This window comes from Sphingopyxis sp. EU05-FHT14B03 (genome assembly GCF_058790875.1).
Genome location: NZ_JBYTDC010000001.1, coordinates 1,775,101 through 1,791,634, shown reverse-complemented (window position 1 = coordinate 1,791,634; position 16,534 = coordinate 1,775,101). Strand labels below are relative to the sequence as shown.

General features: G+C 64.3%; 20 protein-coding genes. 13 read left to right on the top strand and 7 right to left on the bottom strand.

Annotated features, from left to right (window positions below):
- Nucleotides 1-34: 34 nt before the first annotated feature.
- The 5 genes from AC3WS4_RS08595 to hemE form a co-directional block, all read right to left on the bottom strand.
- Nucleotides 35-763, bottom strand: a complete 729-nt coding sequence (locus AC3WS4_RS08595; protein WP_056342864.1) for a YjbE family putative metal transport protein — start codon at nt 761-763, stop codon at nt 35-37.
- Nucleotides 763-1,056: an antibiotic biosynthesis monooxygenase family protein gene (locus AC3WS4_RS08590; RefSeq protein WP_492735036.1), complete on the bottom strand. Its 294-nt coding sequence runs from the start codon at nt 1,054-1,056 to the stop codon at nt 763-765. Before AC3WS4_RS08590 ends, AC3WS4_RS08595 begins: the two co-directional genes overlap by 1 nt.
- A 12-nt stretch (nt 1,057-1,068) precedes the next feature.
- Complete coding sequence (gene rho, locus AC3WS4_RS08585) at nt 1,069-2,325, bottom strand: transcription termination factor Rho (RefSeq protein ID WP_056341910.1); 1,257 nt, start codon at nt 2,323-2,325, stop codon at nt 1,069-1,071.
- Nucleotides 2,326-2,518: 193 nt separating this feature from the next.
- On the bottom strand, nt 2,519-2,968 hold the full coding sequence (locus AC3WS4_RS08580; RefSeq protein WP_492735037.1) for a CopD family protein: 450 nt from the start codon (nt 2,966-2,968) through the stop codon (nt 2,519-2,521).
- 2 nt (nt 2,969-2,970) lie between these two features.
- Nucleotides 2,971-3,993, bottom strand: coding sequence for a uroporphyrinogen decarboxylase (hemE, locus tag AC3WS4_RS08575; protein WP_492735039.1), 1,023 nt, complete (start codon nt 3,991-3,993; stop codon nt 2,971-2,973).
- A 338-nt stretch (nt 3,994-4,331) separates the two neighbouring features.
- Between hemE and AC3WS4_RS08570 the strand changes: the two genes are divergently transcribed.
- The 12 genes from AC3WS4_RS08570 to AC3WS4_RS08515 all read left to right on the top strand — a co-directional run bounded on the left by AC3WS4_RS08570 (nt 4,332) and on the right by AC3WS4_RS08515 (nt 12,633).
- Nucleotides 4,332-5,144 (top strand): pyruvate, water dikinase regulatory protein, encoded by an 813-nt coding sequence (locus AC3WS4_RS08570; protein ID WP_056341901.1) that lies wholly within the window; start codon nt 4,332-4,334, stop codon nt 5,142-5,144.
- Complete coding sequence (locus AC3WS4_RS08565) at nt 5,141-5,737, top strand: Maf family protein (protein ID WP_492735042.1); 597 nt, start codon at nt 5,141-5,143, stop codon at nt 5,735-5,737. Before AC3WS4_RS08570 ends, AC3WS4_RS08565 begins: the two co-directional genes overlap by 4 nt.
- Complete coding sequence (gene aroE / locus AC3WS4_RS08560) at nt 5,734-6,552, top strand: shikimate dehydrogenase (RefSeq protein WP_492735044.1); 819 nt, start codon at nt 5,734-5,736, stop codon at nt 6,550-6,552. The genes AC3WS4_RS08565 and aroE overlap by 4 nt, the downstream gene beginning before the upstream one ends.
- Nucleotides 6,549-7,172 carry a dephospho-CoA kinase gene (gene coaE / locus AC3WS4_RS08555; protein ID WP_056341898.1) on the top strand — a complete coding sequence of 208 codons (624 nt, stop codon included), beginning with the start codon at nt 6,549-6,551 and terminating at the stop codon, nt 7,170-7,172. Before aroE ends, coaE begins: the two co-directional genes overlap by 4 nt.
- Nucleotides 7,173-7,191: 19 nt before the next feature.
- Nucleotides 7,192-7,893 (top strand): DNA polymerase III subunit epsilon, encoded by a 702-nt coding sequence (dnaQ, locus tag AC3WS4_RS08550; RefSeq protein ID WP_492735046.1) that lies wholly within the window; start codon nt 7,192-7,194, stop codon nt 7,891-7,893.
- A 44-nt stretch (nt 7,894-7,937) separates the two neighbouring features.
- On the top strand, nt 7,938-8,510 hold the full coding sequence (gene hpf, locus AC3WS4_RS08545) for a ribosome hibernation-promoting factor, HPF/YfiA family (protein ID WP_056341896.1): 573 nt from the start codon (nt 7,938-7,940) through the stop codon (nt 8,508-8,510).
- A gap of 158 nt (nt 8,511-8,668) precedes the next feature.
- A complete protein-coding gene (locus tag AC3WS4_RS08540; protein ID WP_056342854.1) occupies nt 8,669-9,133 on the top strand; it encodes a PTS sugar transporter subunit IIA in 465 nt (154 codons plus the stop codon).
- 27 nt (nt 9,134-9,160) lie between these two features.
- A complete protein-coding gene (locus tag AC3WS4_RS08535) occupies nt 9,161-9,499 on the top strand; it encodes a DUF1491 family protein (protein WP_492735048.1) in 339 nt (112 codons plus the stop codon).
- A 193-nt stretch (nt 9,500-9,692) separates the two neighbouring features.
- Nucleotides 9,693-10,355, top strand: a complete 663-nt coding sequence (locus AC3WS4_RS08530; RefSeq protein WP_056341892.1) for a cell wall hydrolase — start codon at nt 9,693-9,695, stop codon at nt 10,353-10,355.
- Between the two features lie 69 nt (nt 10,356-10,424).
- Nucleotides 10,425-11,042 (top strand): DUF4136 domain-containing protein, encoded by a 618-nt coding sequence (locus AC3WS4_RS08525; protein ID WP_492735050.1) that lies wholly within the window; start codon nt 10,425-10,427, stop codon nt 11,040-11,042.
- Nucleotides 11,039-12,160 carry a M14 family metallopeptidase gene (locus AC3WS4_RS08520; protein ID WP_492735052.1) on the top strand — a complete coding sequence of 374 codons (1,122 nt, stop codon included), beginning with the start codon at nt 11,039-11,041 and terminating at the stop codon, nt 12,158-12,160. The genes AC3WS4_RS08525 and AC3WS4_RS08520 overlap by 4 nt, the downstream gene beginning before the upstream one ends.
- Nucleotides 12,160-12,633, top strand: a complete 474-nt coding sequence (locus AC3WS4_RS08515) for a GNAT family N-acetyltransferase (RefSeq protein WP_187139286.1) — start codon at nt 12,160-12,162, stop codon at nt 12,631-12,633. The genes AC3WS4_RS08520 and AC3WS4_RS08515 overlap by 1 nt, the downstream gene beginning before the upstream one ends.
- Before the next feature lie 275 nt (nt 12,634-12,908).
- Here AC3WS4_RS08515 and AC3WS4_RS08510 read toward each other — a convergent pair whose 3' ends face one another.
- Nucleotides 12,909-13,364, bottom strand: a complete 456-nt coding sequence (locus tag AC3WS4_RS08510; protein ID WP_492735055.1) for an Hsp20 family protein — start codon at nt 13,362-13,364, stop codon at nt 12,909-12,911.
- A 185-nt stretch (nt 13,365-13,549) separates the two neighbouring features.
- Between AC3WS4_RS08510 and gpmA the strand changes: the two genes are divergently transcribed.
- Nucleotides 13,550-14,236 (top strand): 2,3-diphosphoglycerate-dependent phosphoglycerate mutase, encoded by a 687-nt coding sequence (gene gpmA, locus AC3WS4_RS08505; RefSeq protein ID WP_492735057.1) that lies wholly within the window; start codon nt 13,550-13,552, stop codon nt 14,234-14,236.
- A 103-nt stretch (nt 14,237-14,339) separates the two neighbouring features.
- Here the strand turns inward: gpmA and AC3WS4_RS08500 are convergent, their stop codons facing one another.
- On the bottom strand, nt 14,340-16,397 hold the full coding sequence (locus AC3WS4_RS08500) for a TonB-dependent receptor (protein WP_492742709.1): 2,058 nt from the start codon (nt 16,395-16,397) through the stop codon (nt 14,340-14,342).
- Nucleotides 16,398-16,534: the final 137 nt, after the last annotated feature.

Here is a 16,534-nt window from a genome sequence, read left to right as displayed (position 1 = left end):
GCCCCCTTAGTGTCGATGACTGCTGTTGCGGGACTTAGCCGAACAATGTCCCGACACCGACGGTCGGATTGATCCAACCCTCGTACATCATCTTGACGGCGACATAGATGACGAGAGCCAAGCCGATATAAGCGATCCATTTATATCGCTCGATCAACCGCGCGAGATAATTGGCGGCTACCCCCATCAACGCCACGGCAAAAATCAGTCCGACGATCATGATCCCCGGATGATCCTTTGCCGCACCGGCCACCGCCAGAACATTGTCGAGGCTCATCGAGACGTCGGCGACGCCGACAGCCCAGGCAGCAGCCCAAAAGCTTTTCGCCGGTTTGATGCCAGACGTCTCATCACCCGATATTTCGGGCGATCCGGCCGAATGTACGGCGCTGTTGTGATTGATTTCACGCCACATTTTCCATGCGACCCAAACCAGCAACAGTCCGCCGATAAAGATCAGACCGACGACCTGCATGAGTTGCACAACGACCAACGCAAAGAGAATTCGCAAGATCAGCGCCGCAACGACGCCAATGATGATGACCTTGCGGCGCTGTTCGGCGGGAAGCCCAGCTGCAAGAGCGCCAACAATGATCGCATTGTCCGCCGCAAGCACCAGATCAAGACCAATCACCGTCAGAAAGGTCGAAAAGGCCGCCGGAGAGGTTATATTGCTGAAATCGTTGACAATATGCTGCCACATTTCGGCCGGAGAACCGAGGCCCTGTGCGGCGGCCGCCGCTTGCGTCAAAATATCGAATATCACAGCATGTCCCCGAAATAGCTGACCTCTGGCATAGGGTCATAAAAATGATGCAGCAATGCCCGCCACTGCTGATAGCGATCGGACTGGCGGAACCCGTCGCGGTGATCCTCGACCGACCGCCATTCGACCAACAGCAGATAAGGCTGTCCAGTTCCTGTCGGGCGGCGGATTTGCATCGAAATAAACCCAGGGGTCGCGGCTATGAGTGGCCGCACTTCGACGACGGCCGCCTCGAAAGCCGCTTCACTGCCCGCACGCACGGGGAGCAACGCGTGTTCGATCACGGCCATCGCCCCGGCGACTTACTGGTTCATGCTGTCGAAGAAATCCTCGTTGGTCTTCGAATCCTTGATCTTGTCGAGCAGGAATTCCATCGCGTCGATGGTGCCCATCTGCATGAGGATGCGGCGTAGCACCCACATTTTCGACAGCTTGTCCTTTTCGACGAGCAGCTCTTCCTTGCGCGTGCCCGACTTGCCGACGTCGAGGCTGGGGAAGATGCGCTTGTCGGCGACCTTGCGGTCGAGGACGATTTCGGAGTTACCGGTGCCCTTGAATTCTTCGAAGATCACTTCGTCCATGCGGCTGCCGGTGTCGATCAGCGCGGTCGCGATGATCGACAGCGAACCGCCTTCCTCGATGTTGCGCGCCGCGCCGAAGAAGCGCTTCGGACGCTGCAGCGCATTGGCGTCGACACCACCGGTCAACACCTTGCCCGAGCTCGGGACGACGGTGTTGTAGGCACGGCCGAGGCGCGTGATCGAGTCGAGCAGGATGACGACATCCTTCTTGTGCTCGACGAGGCGCTTAGCCTTTTCGATCACCATTTCGGCGACCTGGACGTGGCGCGTCGCGGGTTCGTCGAAGGTCGAGGAGACGACCTCGCCGTTCACGCTGCGCTGCATGTCGGTGACTTCCTCGGGACGCTCGTCGACCAGCAGGACGATCAGGTAGACCTCGGGGTGGTTGTCGGTGATCGCCTTGGCGATATTCTGCAACAGCACCGTCTTGCCTGTACGCGGCGGCGCGACGATCAGCGCGCGCTGGCCCTTGCCCTGCGGGCTGACGAGGTCGATGACCCGCGCCGACTTGTCCTTGACCGTGGGATCGAGACTATCGAGCGACAGCTTCTGGTTCGGATAGAGCGGCGTGAGGTTGTCGAAATTGACGCGGTGGCGGACGACGTCGGGATCGTCGAAATTGACGCTGATCAGCTTGGTCAGCGCAAAATAGCGTTCACCGTCCCGCGGGGCGCGGATTTCGCCTTCGACGGTGTCGCCGGTGCGCAGGCCATGTTTGCGAACCTGGTTCGGCGAAACATAGATGTCGTCGGGACCGGCCAGATAATTGGCCTCCGACGAACGCAGGAAGCCGAAGCTGTCGGGAAGCACCTCGATCGTACCCGAACCGATGATTTCCTCGCCCTCTTCGGCGAGTTCTTTCAGGATCGAGAACATCAGGTCCTGCTTGCGCAGCGTCGACGCGCCCTCGACGCCCAGTTCCTCGGCCATTTCGACGAGTTGGGCGGGCGATTTGGTTTTGAGTTCTTTAAGATGCATGGGATGGATTCCGGGTATGAATATAAGAAGATATGGAGACTAGTTTCGTCGCACCGGCTGGCGCCTATCCGGTCGTGGGACAACCGTTACAGATAGTTCGGCGCATCGAAGCGCCGCCCGCAGGAAACGGGGTTGATCGGCCCCTATAACCGGCTTTTGTCCAAGTCAATCGGCGCAGCGCCGCACCGAAGGATCAAAAGGGGCGAACGACTGCCAGAATGACGATCACCGCGGCCGCGACGCCCGGCACCTCATTCAGCATGCGAAGCTGTTTCTCGGTCAAGGGGCGCTCACCCTTGGCGAGCTTCTTGAAATAGCCGATCATCCAGCCGTGATAGCCCGACAGCGCGATCACGATCGCGAATTTGACCAGAAACCAGCCCTGGTTCCAATAGGAACCGTTAAAGGCGAGCATCAGCCCCAGGATCCACACGACCATGATCGCCGGATTGAGGATGATCCTGCGCAGCCGGTCCTCACGCTCGATCCATTTCGCATCTTCCTCGGACCCCACCGGACACTGGTGATGATAGACGAAAAAACGCGGCATCATGAACAGCCCGGCCATGAAGAAGATCACGAAGATGACATGCGCCGCCTTGACCCACAAGGTCGCCGATCCCAGGAAACCTGCCAGTTCCATGCCTATCCTCGCACGCGCTTGATCAGATGTTCGACATGGGCGATCGGGGTGTCGGGCACGATCCCATGGCCGAGATTGAAGATATGGGGACGATGACGGAAGGCCGCAAGGATGCGGTCGATCGCCGCATCGAGCGCCTCGCCGCCGGCGACGAGCGCCAACGGGTCGAGATTACCCTGCACCGGCAAATGGGGTGGCAGAACGGCATCGGCCCACACCGGATCGACCGTCTCGTCGAGACCGACCGCATCGGTGCCGACTTCGTTCGCATAGGCTGCCAGCTTACCGCCGGCCCCCTTCGGAAAGCCGATGATCGGCGTATCGGGATGCAGCGCCTTCAGCCGGCGCACGATCTCGGCATTGGGCGCGATCACCCAGCGTTCGAATTGCGCAGGGCTGAGGCTGCCCGCCCAGCTATCGAACAATTGCACCGCCTCGACCCCGTTTTCGATCTGGCCGGAGAGATAGGTGGTGCTGAGGTCGACAATCGCGTCGATGATCGCCTGGAACGCCGCCGGATCGCCGAACGCCATGCGCCGGGCCGCCGCCTGGTCCTTCGACCCCGCGCCAGCGATCATATAGGTCGCGACCGTCCAGGGACTTCCTGCAAAACCCAGGAAGGTCGTCTCGGGCGGCAAGGCGTCCGCGACGCGCGCCACGGTGGCATAGACGGGGTCGAGCCGTTGCGGCACGGCCTCGAGCGACGCCAGCGCATGGTCGACGAGCGGCGGGGCGAGCCGTGGGCCTTCGCCGGCCTCGAACCACAGATCCTGTCCCAATGCGTGCGGGATGACGAGGATGTCCGAAAACAGGATCGAACCGTCGAAGCCGAAACGGCGGATCGGCTGCAGTGTCACTTCCGCGGCGGCTTCGGGATCGTAGCACAGCTCGAGGAAACCGCCCTTGGTTTCGCGAAGGGCGCGATATTCGGGAAGATAGCGTCCTGCCTGGCGCATCAGCCAGAGCGGCGGCCTGTCTTGCCGCGCCCCGCGCAGCGTCGCGAGCAAGCTCTTACGGGAAGCCATGGCGCGGACCTCTTTCTCTTCCAATATAATATATAAGAATATGGTGGTGGTTTGTTGGCGGGCGGATAGCGCGGCTTTAGGCAGCGCCGCCGCTTTTGCCAACAGCTTGACTCGCGCGGCGATGATCTTTGCCAAGGAGTCGCGGCGGGCTTTCCCCCTAATTCACAGCCTGTGGATAAGATGCCTTCGCTGTGGACAAGCCGTGGGGTGGAATCGGCGCCGCCGGGGATGAATCCACCGTGCCGATTTGCTCCCCCCACTTGTCCCGAAACTTATCCACAGCCGGCCCGAACGCTTCATCGCTTGCCTTTTTCTGCGGCTTTGCGCCATGTGCGGCGATGGGCCGGCTCCACCTTCACCTCATATCCGATTCCACGGGCGAAACGCTCGAAAATATCGCCAAGGCGGCGATCGCGCAGTTCGACGACGTCGAAGTGGTGCGCCATTTCTGGCCGATGGTGCGCTCGGAATCGCATCTCGACCGGATCATGGCCGAGGTCGAGGCGAGCCCGGGGATGATCCTGTTCACCCTCGTCAACGGCGACCTGCGCGTCAGCCTCGAACGCCGCGCGCGGGCGCGCGACCTGCCGCTCGTCGCCGCGCTCGACGCGGTGACCGATGCGCTGTCGCAAATGCTGGGGCAGGAAGCCAAGGCGCGCCCCGGCCGCCAGCACCAGCTCGACGCCGCTTATTTCGCGCGGGTCGAAGCGATCCAGTTCACCGTCGCGCACGACGACGGGATCGGCTGGGAAAATTGGGAACAGGCCGATATCGTCCTCGCGGGCGTGTCGCGCACCTCGAAAACCCCGACGAGCATCTATCTCGCCAACCGCGGTTTCAAGACCGCGAACATCCCGATCGTCCCCGAATCGCCGCCCCCCGATGCACTCTATCAGCTCAAGAAACCGTTGGTCGTCGGGCTGACCACCGGGCTCGACCGGCTGGTGCAGGTGCGCCGTAACCGGCTGCTCGCGCTCAACCAGGCCCCCGAGACGCCTTATGTCGACGATGAAACCGTCAAGGCCGAACTCGCCTATGCGCGTCGCATGTTCGCCGACAATGGCTGGCCGGTGATCGATGTGACGCGCCGCTCGATCGAGGAAACCGCCGCCGCGGTGATCAAGCTGGTCGAGGACCGCGGCGCGGCATGACCTTGCTCCTCGCCTCGCAAAGCAGCGGTCGCGCCGCGATGCTCCGCGTTGCCGGGCTGACCTTCGAAACCAGCGCCGCGCATGTCGACGAGGAGGCGCTGACCGCGTCGCTGCACGCCGCGGGCCAGACTCCGCGCAACATCGCCGACGCGCTGGCCGAAGCGAAGGCGATCAAGATTTCGTCGCGGCTTCCGGGCGTCACGGTACTCGGCGCCGATTCGACCCTTGCGCTCGATGATGGCGCGATGCTGAGCAAGCCGGAGAGCCCGGCGGAGGCCGCCGACCATCTCCGCCGCCTGTCGGGAACCCGCCACCGCCTGTTCAGCGCCGCGGTCGCCGCGCGCGACGGGGCGCCGGTGTGGCGCGCGATCGGCGAAGCGAAACTGTGGATGCGCCCCTTGTCGGACGCCTTCATCGCCGACTATGTCGCGCAAAACTGGGACAGCATCCGCTGGACCGTCGGCTGTTACGAAATCGAGGGGGCGGGGGTGCAATTGTTCGACCGGGTCGAGGGCGATCCCTGGACCATCATCGGCATGCCGATGCTTCCGCTGCTGTCGTGGCTGCGCGCGACCGGGCTGGCGCCATCATGAGCGGCGGCGTTCCTTATGCCGAAGTGATCGGCGACCCGATCGCGCACAGCAAGTCGCCGCTGATCCACGGTTTCTGGCTCAAGGCGCTGGGCCTCAACGGCGATTATCGCCGTGCGCATGTAAAGCCCGACGATCTTCCCGCCTATATCGCCGAACGCCGTAACGATCCCGACTGGCGCGGCTGCAACGTCACCATCCCGCACAAGCTGGCGGTGATGGATTTCGTCGACGATCCCGGCGATGTGCGCGGCACGATCGGCGCGATGAACACGGTGGTGCACCAGCCGGGCGGCGCGCTGATCGGCACCAACACCGATGCTGCGGGCTTCTATGCCCCACTCGCCGAACTCGACCTCGAGGGCGCGCCGGTCGTCGTCGTCGGCGCGGGCGGCGCGGCGCGGGCGGTGCTGTTTGCGCTCGCCCGCGCGAAGGTCGGGCCGGTCACCATCCTCAACCGCAGTCCGTTGAAAGCCATGGGCCTGCTCGCGACCTTCGGCCTCAAGGGCGACGTCGTCGCGCTCGATGCCGCGCTGCCCCCCGCCGCGCTGCTGGTGAACAGCAGCAGCCTGGGCATGACCGGCCAGCCGCCGCTCGACCTCGACCTGTCGCCGCTCGCCGAAGATGCGATCGTCTATGACCTCGTCTATGCGCCGCTCAAGACCGGCTTGCTGCGCGCCGCCGAGTCGCGCGGACTCGACACGGTCGATGGCCTCGACATGCTGATCGGCCAGGCCGCACTCGCCTTCGAACTCTTCTTCGGCAAGGCGCCGCCCGAGGGACGTGACGAGGAATTGCGCGCGTTGCTCACCGCATGAGTCACTACAAGCGTCCCGCGTCGCGGCTCCGCCGTCCCTTCCTTCTCGGCCTCACCGGGTCGATCGGCATGGGCAAGTCGACGGCGGCAAAGATGTTCATCGCCGAGGGCATCCCGGTGTTCGACGCCGATGCCGAGGTGCATCGGCTGCAGGGTCCCGGCGGCGCGCTCGTCGCCGCGATCGAGGCGCGCTTTCCCGGCACTACCGGGTCAAACGGCGTGGACCGGCAAAAGCTCGGCGCGCAAGTGCTTGGCAATATGCACGAGCTCGCCGCGCTCGAGGCGATCGTCCACCCCGCGGTCGGCCGGGCGCAGAAACGCTTCCTCGCTCGGCACCGCGCGCGCGACGTCGTCGTGCTCGATGTCCCACTGTTGTTCGAAAAGGGCGGCTGGCGACGCGTCGGCGCGATCGCCGTCGTCTCGGCCCCCGCTTGGATGCAGCGCAAGCGTGTGATGCGGCGGCCGGGCATGACCGCCGCGAAGCTCAAGGCGATCCGCCGGCTGCAGGTCCCCGACCGCGTCAAGCGCGCGCGCGCCGATTTCATCATCGAAACGGGTCGCCCGAAAAGCGCGACGCATCGCCAGATTCGCGCCATCGCCTCTTGTTTCCATGCCCGATAGGGTCAATATTGCGGGTTCGATGCGAGAGATTATCTTCGATACGGAAACCACGGGGCTGGACCCCAGAACCGGGGACAGGCTGGTCGAAATCGGGTGCATCGAACTGGTCGACCGCCGCGAAACCGGCCAGAGCTTCCACGCCTATTTTAACCCCGAACGCGACATGCCCGCCGCGGCCGAAGCCGTCCACGGCCTGTCGATCGGCTTCCTGTCGGACAAGCCGCTGTTCGCGGCGCGCGTCGACGATCTGCTCGAATTTCTCGGCGATGCGCCTCTGGTCGCGCACAACGCCGTCTTCGATTTTGGTTTCGTCAACGCCGAACTCGCACGCGCCGGGCGTCCGGCGCTCGACATGACGCGTATGTGCTGCACGGTGCAGATGGCGCGCAAGCTTCATCCCGGCGCCAAACATAGCCTCGATGCGTTGTGTACGCGTTACGGCATCGATCGCAGCCACCGGGTCAAGCATGGCGCGTTGCTCGACGCCGAACTGCTCGCGCATCTCTATATCGAAATGACCGGCGGGCGGCAGATCGGACTTGGACTCGCCGCCAGGCCGTCGGCGCAGGTGGCCTCGTCGCTGGCAGCCGCCGCCGCATCTTCCTCACCCGACCAACCATGGCGCGAACCGCGCCCGCATATGGCATCGGCCGCCGAACTGGCGCGCCATGCCGAATTTGTCACGGGGCTCAACCAGCCGCTGTGGCTCGATACGGTGTGATGGCCATTCCCTGACCATCGCGCCGGCCAAGAAGGAGAAGAAAAATGGAAATCCGCGTCTCTGGCCACCAGATCGAAACCGGCGAAGCGCTGCAGTCGCACGTGTCGGATCGGATGAACGCGATTGCCGACAAATATTTCTCCCGCGCGATCGGCGCGCACGCCACCTTCGGCAAGGGGCCGCACGACAGTTTTCAGTGCGACATCGTCGCGCATGTGATGCAGGGCCTCGTACTCAAGGGGCATGGCCAGGCGCAGGACGCCCATGTCGCTTTTGAGGGCGCGGCCGAACGCATCGAAAAACAGCTCCGCCGCTACATGCGCCGGCTGAAGGACCGCAACGGGTCGGGGGCACCCTCGCCGACGGTCGACGAGATCCAGGACAATGCCAGCTACATCGTTTTCGACAGCGGCAGCGAGGAAGAGGATGCGGGCGACGCCCCCGCGATCATCGCCGAAACGCGCGTCGATATTCCCAGCAGCAGCGTCTCCGACGCGGTGATGATGCTCGACCTCAGGAACACCAACGCGCTGCTCTTCGTCAACAGCAAGACCGGCGCACACAACATGGTCTATCGCCGGACCGACGGCACCATCGGCTGGGTCGAACCGCAATAGGACTGGATTTTCTCCGCCATCCGGCCTAAGGGCCGCGCCCAACGATACACCCAAAGGTGCCGGGGCCGGCATGGCGGGGGCCGTCACGACGATCCGTGAACGATTGCCGTCAGGGCGACCTGGGCGCTGGCCGGGCTGTTTGAGATTTGACCAAAAAGATGAACCTATCTTCCCTTCTTTATCCCGCGACCGTGCGCGCGCATGTTCAGCTCGATTCGAAAAAGGCGCTGTTCCCGTTCGTCGGCGAACTCGCGGCGCGTTCGCTCGGGCTCGATTCGGGCGAGGTCAGCGAAGCCCTGCTCGAACGCGAGCGGCTGGGATCGACCGGCTTTGGCCGCGGCATCGCTTTGCCGCACGCCAAGATGGCCGACCTAACCGGGGTGCGCGGCCTGTTCCTTCAGCTGTCGCGGCCGATCGATTTCCAGGCCGTCGACGGCCTGCCCGTCGATCTGCTGTTCGTGCTGCTCTCGCCGCTCGATGCCGGTGCCGACCATCTGAAAGCGCTCGCCGGCGTCTCGCGCATGCTCCGCAACGAGGCGATCGCCGACCGGCTGCGCGGCGCGAAGAGCGACGAAGCGCTATATGCGCTGCTCGCCGACAGCGAAACGCGTGACGCGGCCTGACGCCGCACCAGTGCCGGAAACCCCTGCATGACGCGGCTGACCAGCCGCTTCCTGATCGATCTTCTGCTCCGCCGCACCGACGCGGCGGGTGGCTTCGCGACGATTCTCGCCTCCGGCGACGCCCAATCGGGGGTGATATTGATCCAGTGCCGCGCGCGCGGCGCGGCCGGACCGCTGCTCGAACGGCATTTTTCCATGACCGGCGCTTATGTGTGGGAAGATGTCGGCGCATCGGTGGGGGGCGATGAAGCGGCGCGTACCGCCTATCTCGACCGGCGTAAAAACGCCGATCCCGACCTCTGGATCGTCGAACTGGACATCGCGGATGCGCCACGACTCGTCGCCGAGTGGGCCGAACTGGCTTGACATTGTTGCGGCGCACAATAAGTGGCGCCGACAGATTAACGCGTAGGTCGTCCCGTGGGTTGCATCGGCTTCAAGTCGAGAGACCCGGCAAACGGTTCGGACACGCAGTCGGATGATGGCCGCAGGCGGGTACAGAAACTAAGTCCCCCGCCTGTTTTTCTTTGGCCCGTCAGCCGCCCTTTTGACGGATTTTATGAGTCGCATTTTGAACGTCGCCAGCGTGGCCGCCGTCGGCATGACCGTCGCCACCATGCTGTTCGTTGCGGAACCCGGTTTCGCCAAGAATCTGGCTTTTGATGCCAGCCTGCCCGTGTTGAGCCTGCCCGGCGCCGATGTGCCCGAACTGCTCCAGAAGGCGGATCTGCCGACCGACACGACGGTCGATACCCCCGATACCATCGAAGACCGGCCCGCCGTCGAACCGATCCCGGCTCCGGTGACCGCCGAATCGCTGGCCGCGCTCGTCGCCACGACGTCGCGTCCGGCGACGCTCGATCCCGAACTGCGCTGCCTTGCCGGTGCGGTCTATTTCGAATCGCGCGGCGAATCGCTCGTCGGCCAGCTTGCGGTCGCGCATGTCGTGATCAACCGTGCGCAGTCGGGCCGCTTCCCGACCAGCCTGTGCGGCGTCGTCCATCAGCCGAGCCAGTTCAGCTTCGTGCGCGGCGGCAAGATGCCGGCGATCCGCGAATCGTCGACCCTGTGGTCGAACGCGGTCGCGATCGCACAGATCGCCCGCGACGGCAGCTGGAAGAACCAGGCGCCCGGCGCGCTCTTCTTCCACGCCCGCCACGTCTCGCCCGGCTGGCGCAAGACGCGCATCGCGCAGATCGATAATCACATCTTCTATCGCTGACGATGGCACGGGGTGCGCCCGCGCATCCCGTTCATTGCCAAGCCAGATTCGCTGGCGCATGGTGGGCGCATGAAGCTTCATCTTAATGCCGCCCTGCTCGGTGCAGCGGCGCTGGCTCTCGGCGGTTGCGCAACTGTTGTTCCGCCCGTCGAAGTCACGCGTTTTCACAACGCGGTTCCCGGCTGGGCACCCGGCACCCGCTACGCCATCGCGACCGCGACCGCGCCTGTCGACGGTCCGGGCGCTGGCATGCCGTCGATCGAGTGGAACAGCTACCGCACGGCAGTCGACCAGCAATTGCAGCGGCAGGGCCTTGTCGCCGCGGGGTCGGGCGACAGCGCGCCCTTGCTCGTGCGTATCGGTTTCGATCGCAGCGAACGGGTGAGCGGCGGCGGCAACTCGCCGGTGTCGGTCGGCGTCGGCGGTTCGACGGGCGGCTATCGCTCGGGGGTCGGGCTTGGCGTCGGTTTCAGCTTCGGCGGCGGACCGCGCCGCATCTATGATCTGCAACTGTCGGTGCGCATCGACGATGCCGCTTCGGGTAACGCCTTGTGGGAAGGCCGCGCGATCGCCGCCGTCCCGGCCAAGGCGCCCGCCGCGCAGCCGTCGCTCGCCGCGGCAAAATTGGCCGATGCCTTATTCAAGGACTTCCCCGGCGAATCGGGACGCACTATCAGCGTCCCATGACCATCAGCATCGACGCCGCTTTCGACAGCGGCAATATCGTCGTGGAGTCGCTCGCCGGCACCACCGCCCGGCTCTCGATCCGCAAGGACCGCGAATCCGATTTCTTCCAGTGGTTCCATTTCCGCGTCGGCTGCGCCGTCGGCGATGCACTGGAACTCAGCATCACGGGTTTGGCGAACTCGGCCTATCCCGACGGCTGGCCCGATTATGCGGTGTGCGCCAGCACCGACCGTGAGCATTGGTTCCGGCTCGACACCGATTATGACGCGGCCGCCGACGGCGGGTCGCTGATCGTCCGCCACACCGCCGAAAGCCCGATCCTGTGGGTCGCCTATTTCGCGCCTTATTCGATGGAGCGGCACCACGACCTCGTCGCCTCGGTCGCCGAATGCGAAGGTGTCACCTATCGCCGCCTCGGCCACAGCCTCGAAGGCCAGCCGATCGATTGCCTCGAAATGGGCAGCGGCGACACGCAGGTCTGGCTCTATGCGCGTCAACATCCGGGCGAGAGCATGGCCGAATGGTGGATCGAAGGCGCGCTAGAGAAGCTCACCGATCCCGCCGATCCGCACGCGCGCTCGCTGCTTGCCAAATGCCGCTTTCACATCGTGCCCAACATGAATCCCGACGGTTCGCGCCGCGGCCATTTGCGCACCAATTTCGCCGGCGTGAATCTCAACCGCGAATGGCACGAACCGACCGCCGAACGCAGTCCCGAAGTGCTCTGCGTCCGCAATGCGATGGATGAGACCGGCGTCGACTGGGCAATGGATGTCCATGGCGACGAAGCGATCCCGGCGGTCTTCTTCGCGGGCTTCGAAGGCATCCCGTCGCTTAAGCCCGCGCAGCAGGACAAATATAAGGCGTTCCAGGCTGCGCTCGCCGCCGCGACGCCCGATTTTCAGGTCGACCTCGGCTATGTCGAATCGGCGCCGGGCAAGGCCAACCTCAGCATGTCGACGACCCAGCTCGCCGAACGGTTCGGCGCGGTGTCGATGACGCTCGAAATGCCGTTCAAGGACAATCGTGACCTGCCCGACCCGGTGCAGGGCTGGTCGCCCGAACGCTCGAAGCTGCTTGCGCACGCGTGCCTGTCGACGCTGGACCAGATGCTGTGATGCCCGACGGGGGCGGCTGGCATATCGTCGAGGACGATCTGTCGGGCGCCCCCATCCGCGCGCTGCTCGAACAACATTTCGCGGGCATGCTGGCGAATTCGCCGGCGGGCAGCTGCCACTTCCTCGATTTCGATGGCCTGCGTGCGGGCGATGTGACCTTCTGGTCGATCCATCATGGCGACGATCTTGCCGGATGCGGCGCGCTGAAGATGCTTGATGGCCGGCATGGCGAGGTCAAGTCGATGCGCACGCATGACGCTTTCCTCAGGCAGGGCGTCGCGGCGCTTATGCTCGACCATATCATCGCCGAAGCGCGCGGGCGCGGGGCCGAAAGGCTCAGCCTCGAAACCGGCTCAAGCTCCGCCTTCGAACCCGCGCTCGCGCTCTATCGGCGCTACGGCTTCGAAGACTGCGAACCCTTCGCCGATTACAGGCCCGACCCGTTCAGTCGTTTCATGACACGATCGCTTTGAAAGGGGTTCGCGCAAAGACGCAAAGACACGAAGAAGACGCTCCGGGCCGATAGACCCTTTTCTTCTTGGGCGATGCGTTTGGCGCTGCGTTGTGGGAAAAGGCCGCTTCGCGGCAGGCACGACCTCTTTGCGTCTTTGCGTTTTTGCGCGAAACAAAAAACGCGACACTTGCGCCACACCACAACCCGGCGAGGCCAATGCCCAAATGAAAACGGGGTCCGGAAGGAACTCCGGACCCCGCTCATAACCCCGAGGGGTTTGGACAATCGGGCGCGTTACGCGGCCTTCTTGTCCTCGATCACCGGCTGCGCGCCGCCGATCGCGATCTTGTGCGGCTTCATCGCCTCGGGCACTTCGCGGACCAGGTCGATGGTCAGCAGGCCGTCGGCGAGGTCGGCCTCGCTCACCCGCACGAAATCGGCGAGCTGGAAGCGGCGTTCAAAGGCGCGCGTCGCGATGCCGCTGTACAGCAGCTGACGGCCGTCGCCCTCATCCGGCGTCGCCTTGCGGCCGCTGACGGTCAGCATATTCTGCTGCGCGGTGATATCGATCTCGCCCGACTTGAAACCCGCGACCGCCACGGTGATGCGGAAATGGTCGTCGGCAACCTTCTCGATGTCGAACGGCGGATAATTTTCGGCGCCCGAACCGCTCGTTTCTAGAAATTCGAACAGGCGGTCGAAACCGACGGTCGAACGGCGATAGGGGGTCCAGTCGAAGCTGTTGCGCATGGGTCTTTCTTCCTTTGATAAGCGAAGTCAGGGACCGCGGCGCGTGCCGCGATCGCCACCCGGTCCCTTCATGGCGACCGGATGATCCGAATCTGGTGGCGGGCGAAACCATTTCAAGAGGGGCGTTGGCCTTCGTCCGAAAGCCACGCTAAGGGGACGGCGAATTGTCACGAGAAGGACTATCCATGCCGCAGCTCATCCTCATCCGCCACGGCCAGTCGCAGTGGAACCTCGAAAATCGCTTCACTGGCTGGTGGGACGTCGATGTCACCGAAAAGGGCGCCGCCGAGGCATGGGCCGCGGGCGAGTTGATGAAGGAAAAGGGCATCGCGCCCGACGCCGCCTTCACCTCGGTCCAGTCGCGCGCGATCAAGACGCTCAACCTCGCGCTCGAGGCGATGGGGCGCTTGTGGCTGCCGGTGACCAAGGACTGGCGTCTCAACGAGCGCCATTATGGCGGCCTCACCGGGCTCGACAAGGCCGAGACTGCGGCGAAGCATGGCGATGAACAGGTCAAGATCTGGCGCCGCAGCTTCGACATCCCGCCGCCGCCGCTCGACGCCGGCTCGCCCTACGACCTCGCGAGCGATCCGCGTTATGCCGGCATCGCGATCCCCTCGACCGAGAGCCTGAAAGACACGATCGGGCGCGTCCTGCCCTATTATCAGGCTGAAATCGAACCCCAGCTCGCGGCGGGCAAGACGGTGTTGATCTCGGCGCACGGCAACAGCCTGCGCGCGCTCGTGAAACATCTGTCGGGCATTTCGGACGCCGACATCACCGGGCTTGAGATCCCGACCGGCCAGCCGATCGTCTACGAACTGAACGACGACCTGACCGCGCGCGAACGCTATTATCTGAGCGAGAAATAATCGACCTCGTCATTGCGAGGAGCGAAGCGACGCGGCAATCCAGAGTGGCACAGGACCAGGCTGGATTGCTTCGCTTCGCTCGCAATGACGGGGAGGGACTCGGTTACAGCGTCCCGGTCACCGTCAGCTGGACATATTGCCCGAACTTGCGCTGGCGGCTCTCGCTGAACGCGATCGGCCCGTCGCGCCGTTCGACGAAGACGGTGCGGTCGAAGCCGTCCTTCATCCCCGCAAGGTTGCGGTACGACAGCTTCACCGTGAAGCCCGCGACATTCTTGTGCTCGACAAAGGCGGTGACGAACGGTCCCACCGTATATTCCTTCTCGATCGCGTCGAGCCGCAATCCAGGGCTGAACCGCTCGTCGAAATAGCCGCCGCCCCACGCGATATTGCTGCCGGGAATGTCGTGGCGCAGGCTGAGGTCGGCGACATAGTCCTGCCCGAAGCTCTGATCGCGCCACTGGTCGGTCAGCGGGTCGCGCACACGGTTTCGGCGCCAGGTCACATCGGCGTTGATCCGCGCGCCCTTCCACCCCAACGGGTCGAGCAGCAGCGTGCCCTTGGTCGTGACGCGATAGAGATGCGCCCCCGGCAGATTGCCGCGCCCCTCGGTGGTCGACGACAATGGGATCTGGTCGACCAGGTCCTGCGCATAGCCATAAGCGAAGGCGACCGACGCATTGCCCCAGCGTCCCATGTCCTGCACGAATTCCAGCTCGCTGCGGTTGACGATCGGCGGGACGAGCTGGCCGTTGCCGCCATTGCCCTGCCCGTTCGCGACATCGACCGAACTCGCGAAATCGAAGAAATTGAGCTGGTCGACGCGGCGCTGGACGAACCAGTTGATCGTCGTCCTGGGACCCACCTTCCACGCCAGCGCGAACTTGCCCTTCGGCCGGATGAAGCTGCGCGTCAGCCCGCCCGGCCCCGATGAGGTCAGTTCGCTATATTCGGCGGCAAGGTTCAGCTGGGCGGTCAGGTTCGGCGCCAGCGCGCGGCCCCAGGTGAGCGAGGCTTCGCTGCGCTTTTCCTCGACCTTGGTCTGCTCGCCTTCAAAGCCGACCGGCAGAAAGCTGCCATCGGACTGCAACTTCGCAAATTCGGCATCGACGTCGAGGGTGTTATAGGCGCCCTCCAGCGCGATCTGCCAGTCGGTGCCGCCCACGGTGCGCCAGCTATATTCGCCGCGCAGGATCGATTCGCCTTCGTCGGCGGTCTGGCTGAAACGCTCGCCCGCCCGGCCGCCGATCGCGCGATCGACGATGAACGTATCGACGGACGGACTATGCTCGAACCGATAAAGGCCGATCAGCTTGAGCCGGCCCTTGCCCAGCCCCATTTCATAATCGCCGCCGATATCGAAATTATGCTCGTCTTCGGTAAAGCGGAAATCTTCCGATACGCGCCCGAAGCCCGGCTGCACCGACGTGCCACGCACCGATTCGCGCAGATTCTGCAGCTGCCCGCCAAGGTTGAAATTCCACTTGTTGCCGTTCGCGGTCGTACGCGCGAGCGCCGCCGACAGCCGCGGCCGGTCGCCGTCATAGGCACCGAATTCGTCGCGGACGAACAACAGGGCGCCATCGCGGTCGAACCGCTGCTCGGGACCCCAATGGCCGCTGCGATTCGCCTCATTCTTCAGGCTCAGCGTGACCTGCGTACCGTTCAGCTTGCCCGTCGTCGAAATCTCGCCGTTCAGCCAATTGTCCTCGATCCGCGGGCGCCATTCGGGCTGCCAGCGGATCGTCGTCTTGAACCCGCCGCCGGCCCCTGCCCCCGCGACCAGCACGACATTGGCGACCCGCCCGGTCAGCCCGGGCACGTTCAGGCTCGCACCGTCGACGATGTCGATATAGGCGACCTGCGTCGCGGTGACCCGTGCCAGCGCCGTGCGCGCGTCGGTCGTCTTGCTTGCGATGCGCTCGCCGTTGATCAGCACATTCTCGGTCGCCTGTCCCAGCCCGCGATCGCCGCCATTGGTGCCGGTGACGATCAGGAAGCCGGGGACCTTCTCGACCATGTCGAGCGCGGTGCGCGGGGCAAAGCGGGTGAAGTCGGCGGGGGTGTAGCGCTCGGCGCCGCCCACCGGCGCGGGGATCGCGGCGGGCGCGTCGCCGGTCGGTTCCTGCGCCCAGACGGGTGCGGCCGACGCCAACAGCATCGCCGCGAACGACGCTCGACAAATAAAGGCCGACATGACTTCCCCCAACCGCGCCGCGATCGAAGTGCAGCCCGTCCCTTGTGCGAATAGTTCGCAATAATGAAGTTTCGTTACAATGTCTACCAACGCCCCGTGCT

Excerpts from the sequence above, each read along its gene's own strand:
- AC3WS4_RS08510 (WP_492735055.1), bottom strand. The coding sequence starts at position 13,364 with ATGCGCAACAGCTTCGACTGGACCCCCTATCGCCGTTCGACCGTCGGT.
- hemE (WP_492735039.1), bottom strand. The coding sequence starts at position 3,993 with ATGGCTTCCCGTAAGAGCTTGCTCGCGACGCTGCGCGGGGCGCGGCAA.
- hpf (WP_056341896.1), top strand. The coding sequence starts at position 7,938 with ATGGAAATCCGCGTCTCTGGCCACCAGATCGAAACCGGCGAAGCGCTG.
- rho (WP_056341910.1), bottom strand. The coding sequence starts at position 2,325 with ATGCATCTTAAAGAACTCAAAACCAAATCGCCCGCCCAACTCGTCGAA.
- AC3WS4_RS08590 (WP_492735036.1), bottom strand. The coding sequence starts at position 1,056 with ATGGCCGTGATCGAACACGCGTTGCTCCCCGTGCGTGCGGGCAGTGAA.
- gpmA (WP_492735057.1), top strand. The coding sequence starts at position 13,550 with ATGCCGCAGCTCATCCTCATCCGCCACGGCCAGTCGCAGTGGAACCTC.
- AC3WS4_RS08525 (WP_492735050.1), top strand. The coding sequence starts at position 10,425 with ATGAAGCTTCATCTTAATGCCGCCCTGCTCGGTGCAGCGGCGCTGGCT.
- AC3WS4_RS08570 (WP_056341901.1), top strand. The coding sequence starts at position 4,332 with ATGGGCCGGCTCCACCTTCACCTCATATCCGATTCCACGGGCGAAACG.
- AC3WS4_RS08580 (WP_492735037.1), bottom strand. The coding sequence starts at position 2,968 with ATGGAACTGGCAGGTTTCCTGGGATCGGCGACCTTGTGGGTCAAGGCG.
- AC3WS4_RS08565 (WP_492735042.1), top strand. The coding sequence starts at position 5,141 with ATGACCTTGCTCCTCGCCTCGCAAAGCAGCGGTCGCGCCGCGATGCTC.
- aroE (WP_492735044.1), top strand. The coding sequence starts at position 5,734 with ATGAGCGGCGGCGTTCCTTATGCCGAAGTGATCGGCGACCCGATCGCG.
- AC3WS4_RS08530 (WP_056341892.1), top strand. The coding sequence starts at position 9,693 with ATGAGTCGCATTTTGAACGTCGCCAGCGTGGCCGCCGTCGGCATGACC.
- AC3WS4_RS08520 (WP_492735052.1), top strand. The coding sequence starts at position 11,039 with ATGACCATCAGCATCGACGCCGCTTTCGACAGCGGCAATATCGTCGTG.
- dnaQ (WP_492735046.1), top strand. The coding sequence starts at position 7,192 with ATGCGAGAGATTATCTTCGATACGGAAACCACGGGGCTGGACCCCAGA.
- AC3WS4_RS08500 (WP_492742709.1), bottom strand. The coding sequence starts at position 16,397 with ATGCTGTTGGCGTCGGCCGCACCCGTCTGGGCGCAGGAACCGACCGGC.
- AC3WS4_RS08540 (WP_056342854.1), top strand. The coding sequence starts at position 8,669 with ATGAACCTATCTTCCCTTCTTTATCCCGCGACCGTGCGCGCGCATGTT.
- coaE (WP_056341898.1), top strand. The coding sequence starts at position 6,549 with ATGAGTCACTACAAGCGTCCCGCGTCGCGGCTCCGCCGTCCCTTCCTT.
- AC3WS4_RS08515 (WP_187139286.1), top strand. The coding sequence starts at position 12,160 with ATGCCCGACGGGGGCGGCTGGCATATCGTCGAGGACGATCTGTCGGGC.
- AC3WS4_RS08535 (WP_492735048.1), top strand. The coding sequence starts at position 9,161 with ATGACGCGGCTGACCAGCCGCTTCCTGATCGATCTTCTGCTCCGCCGC.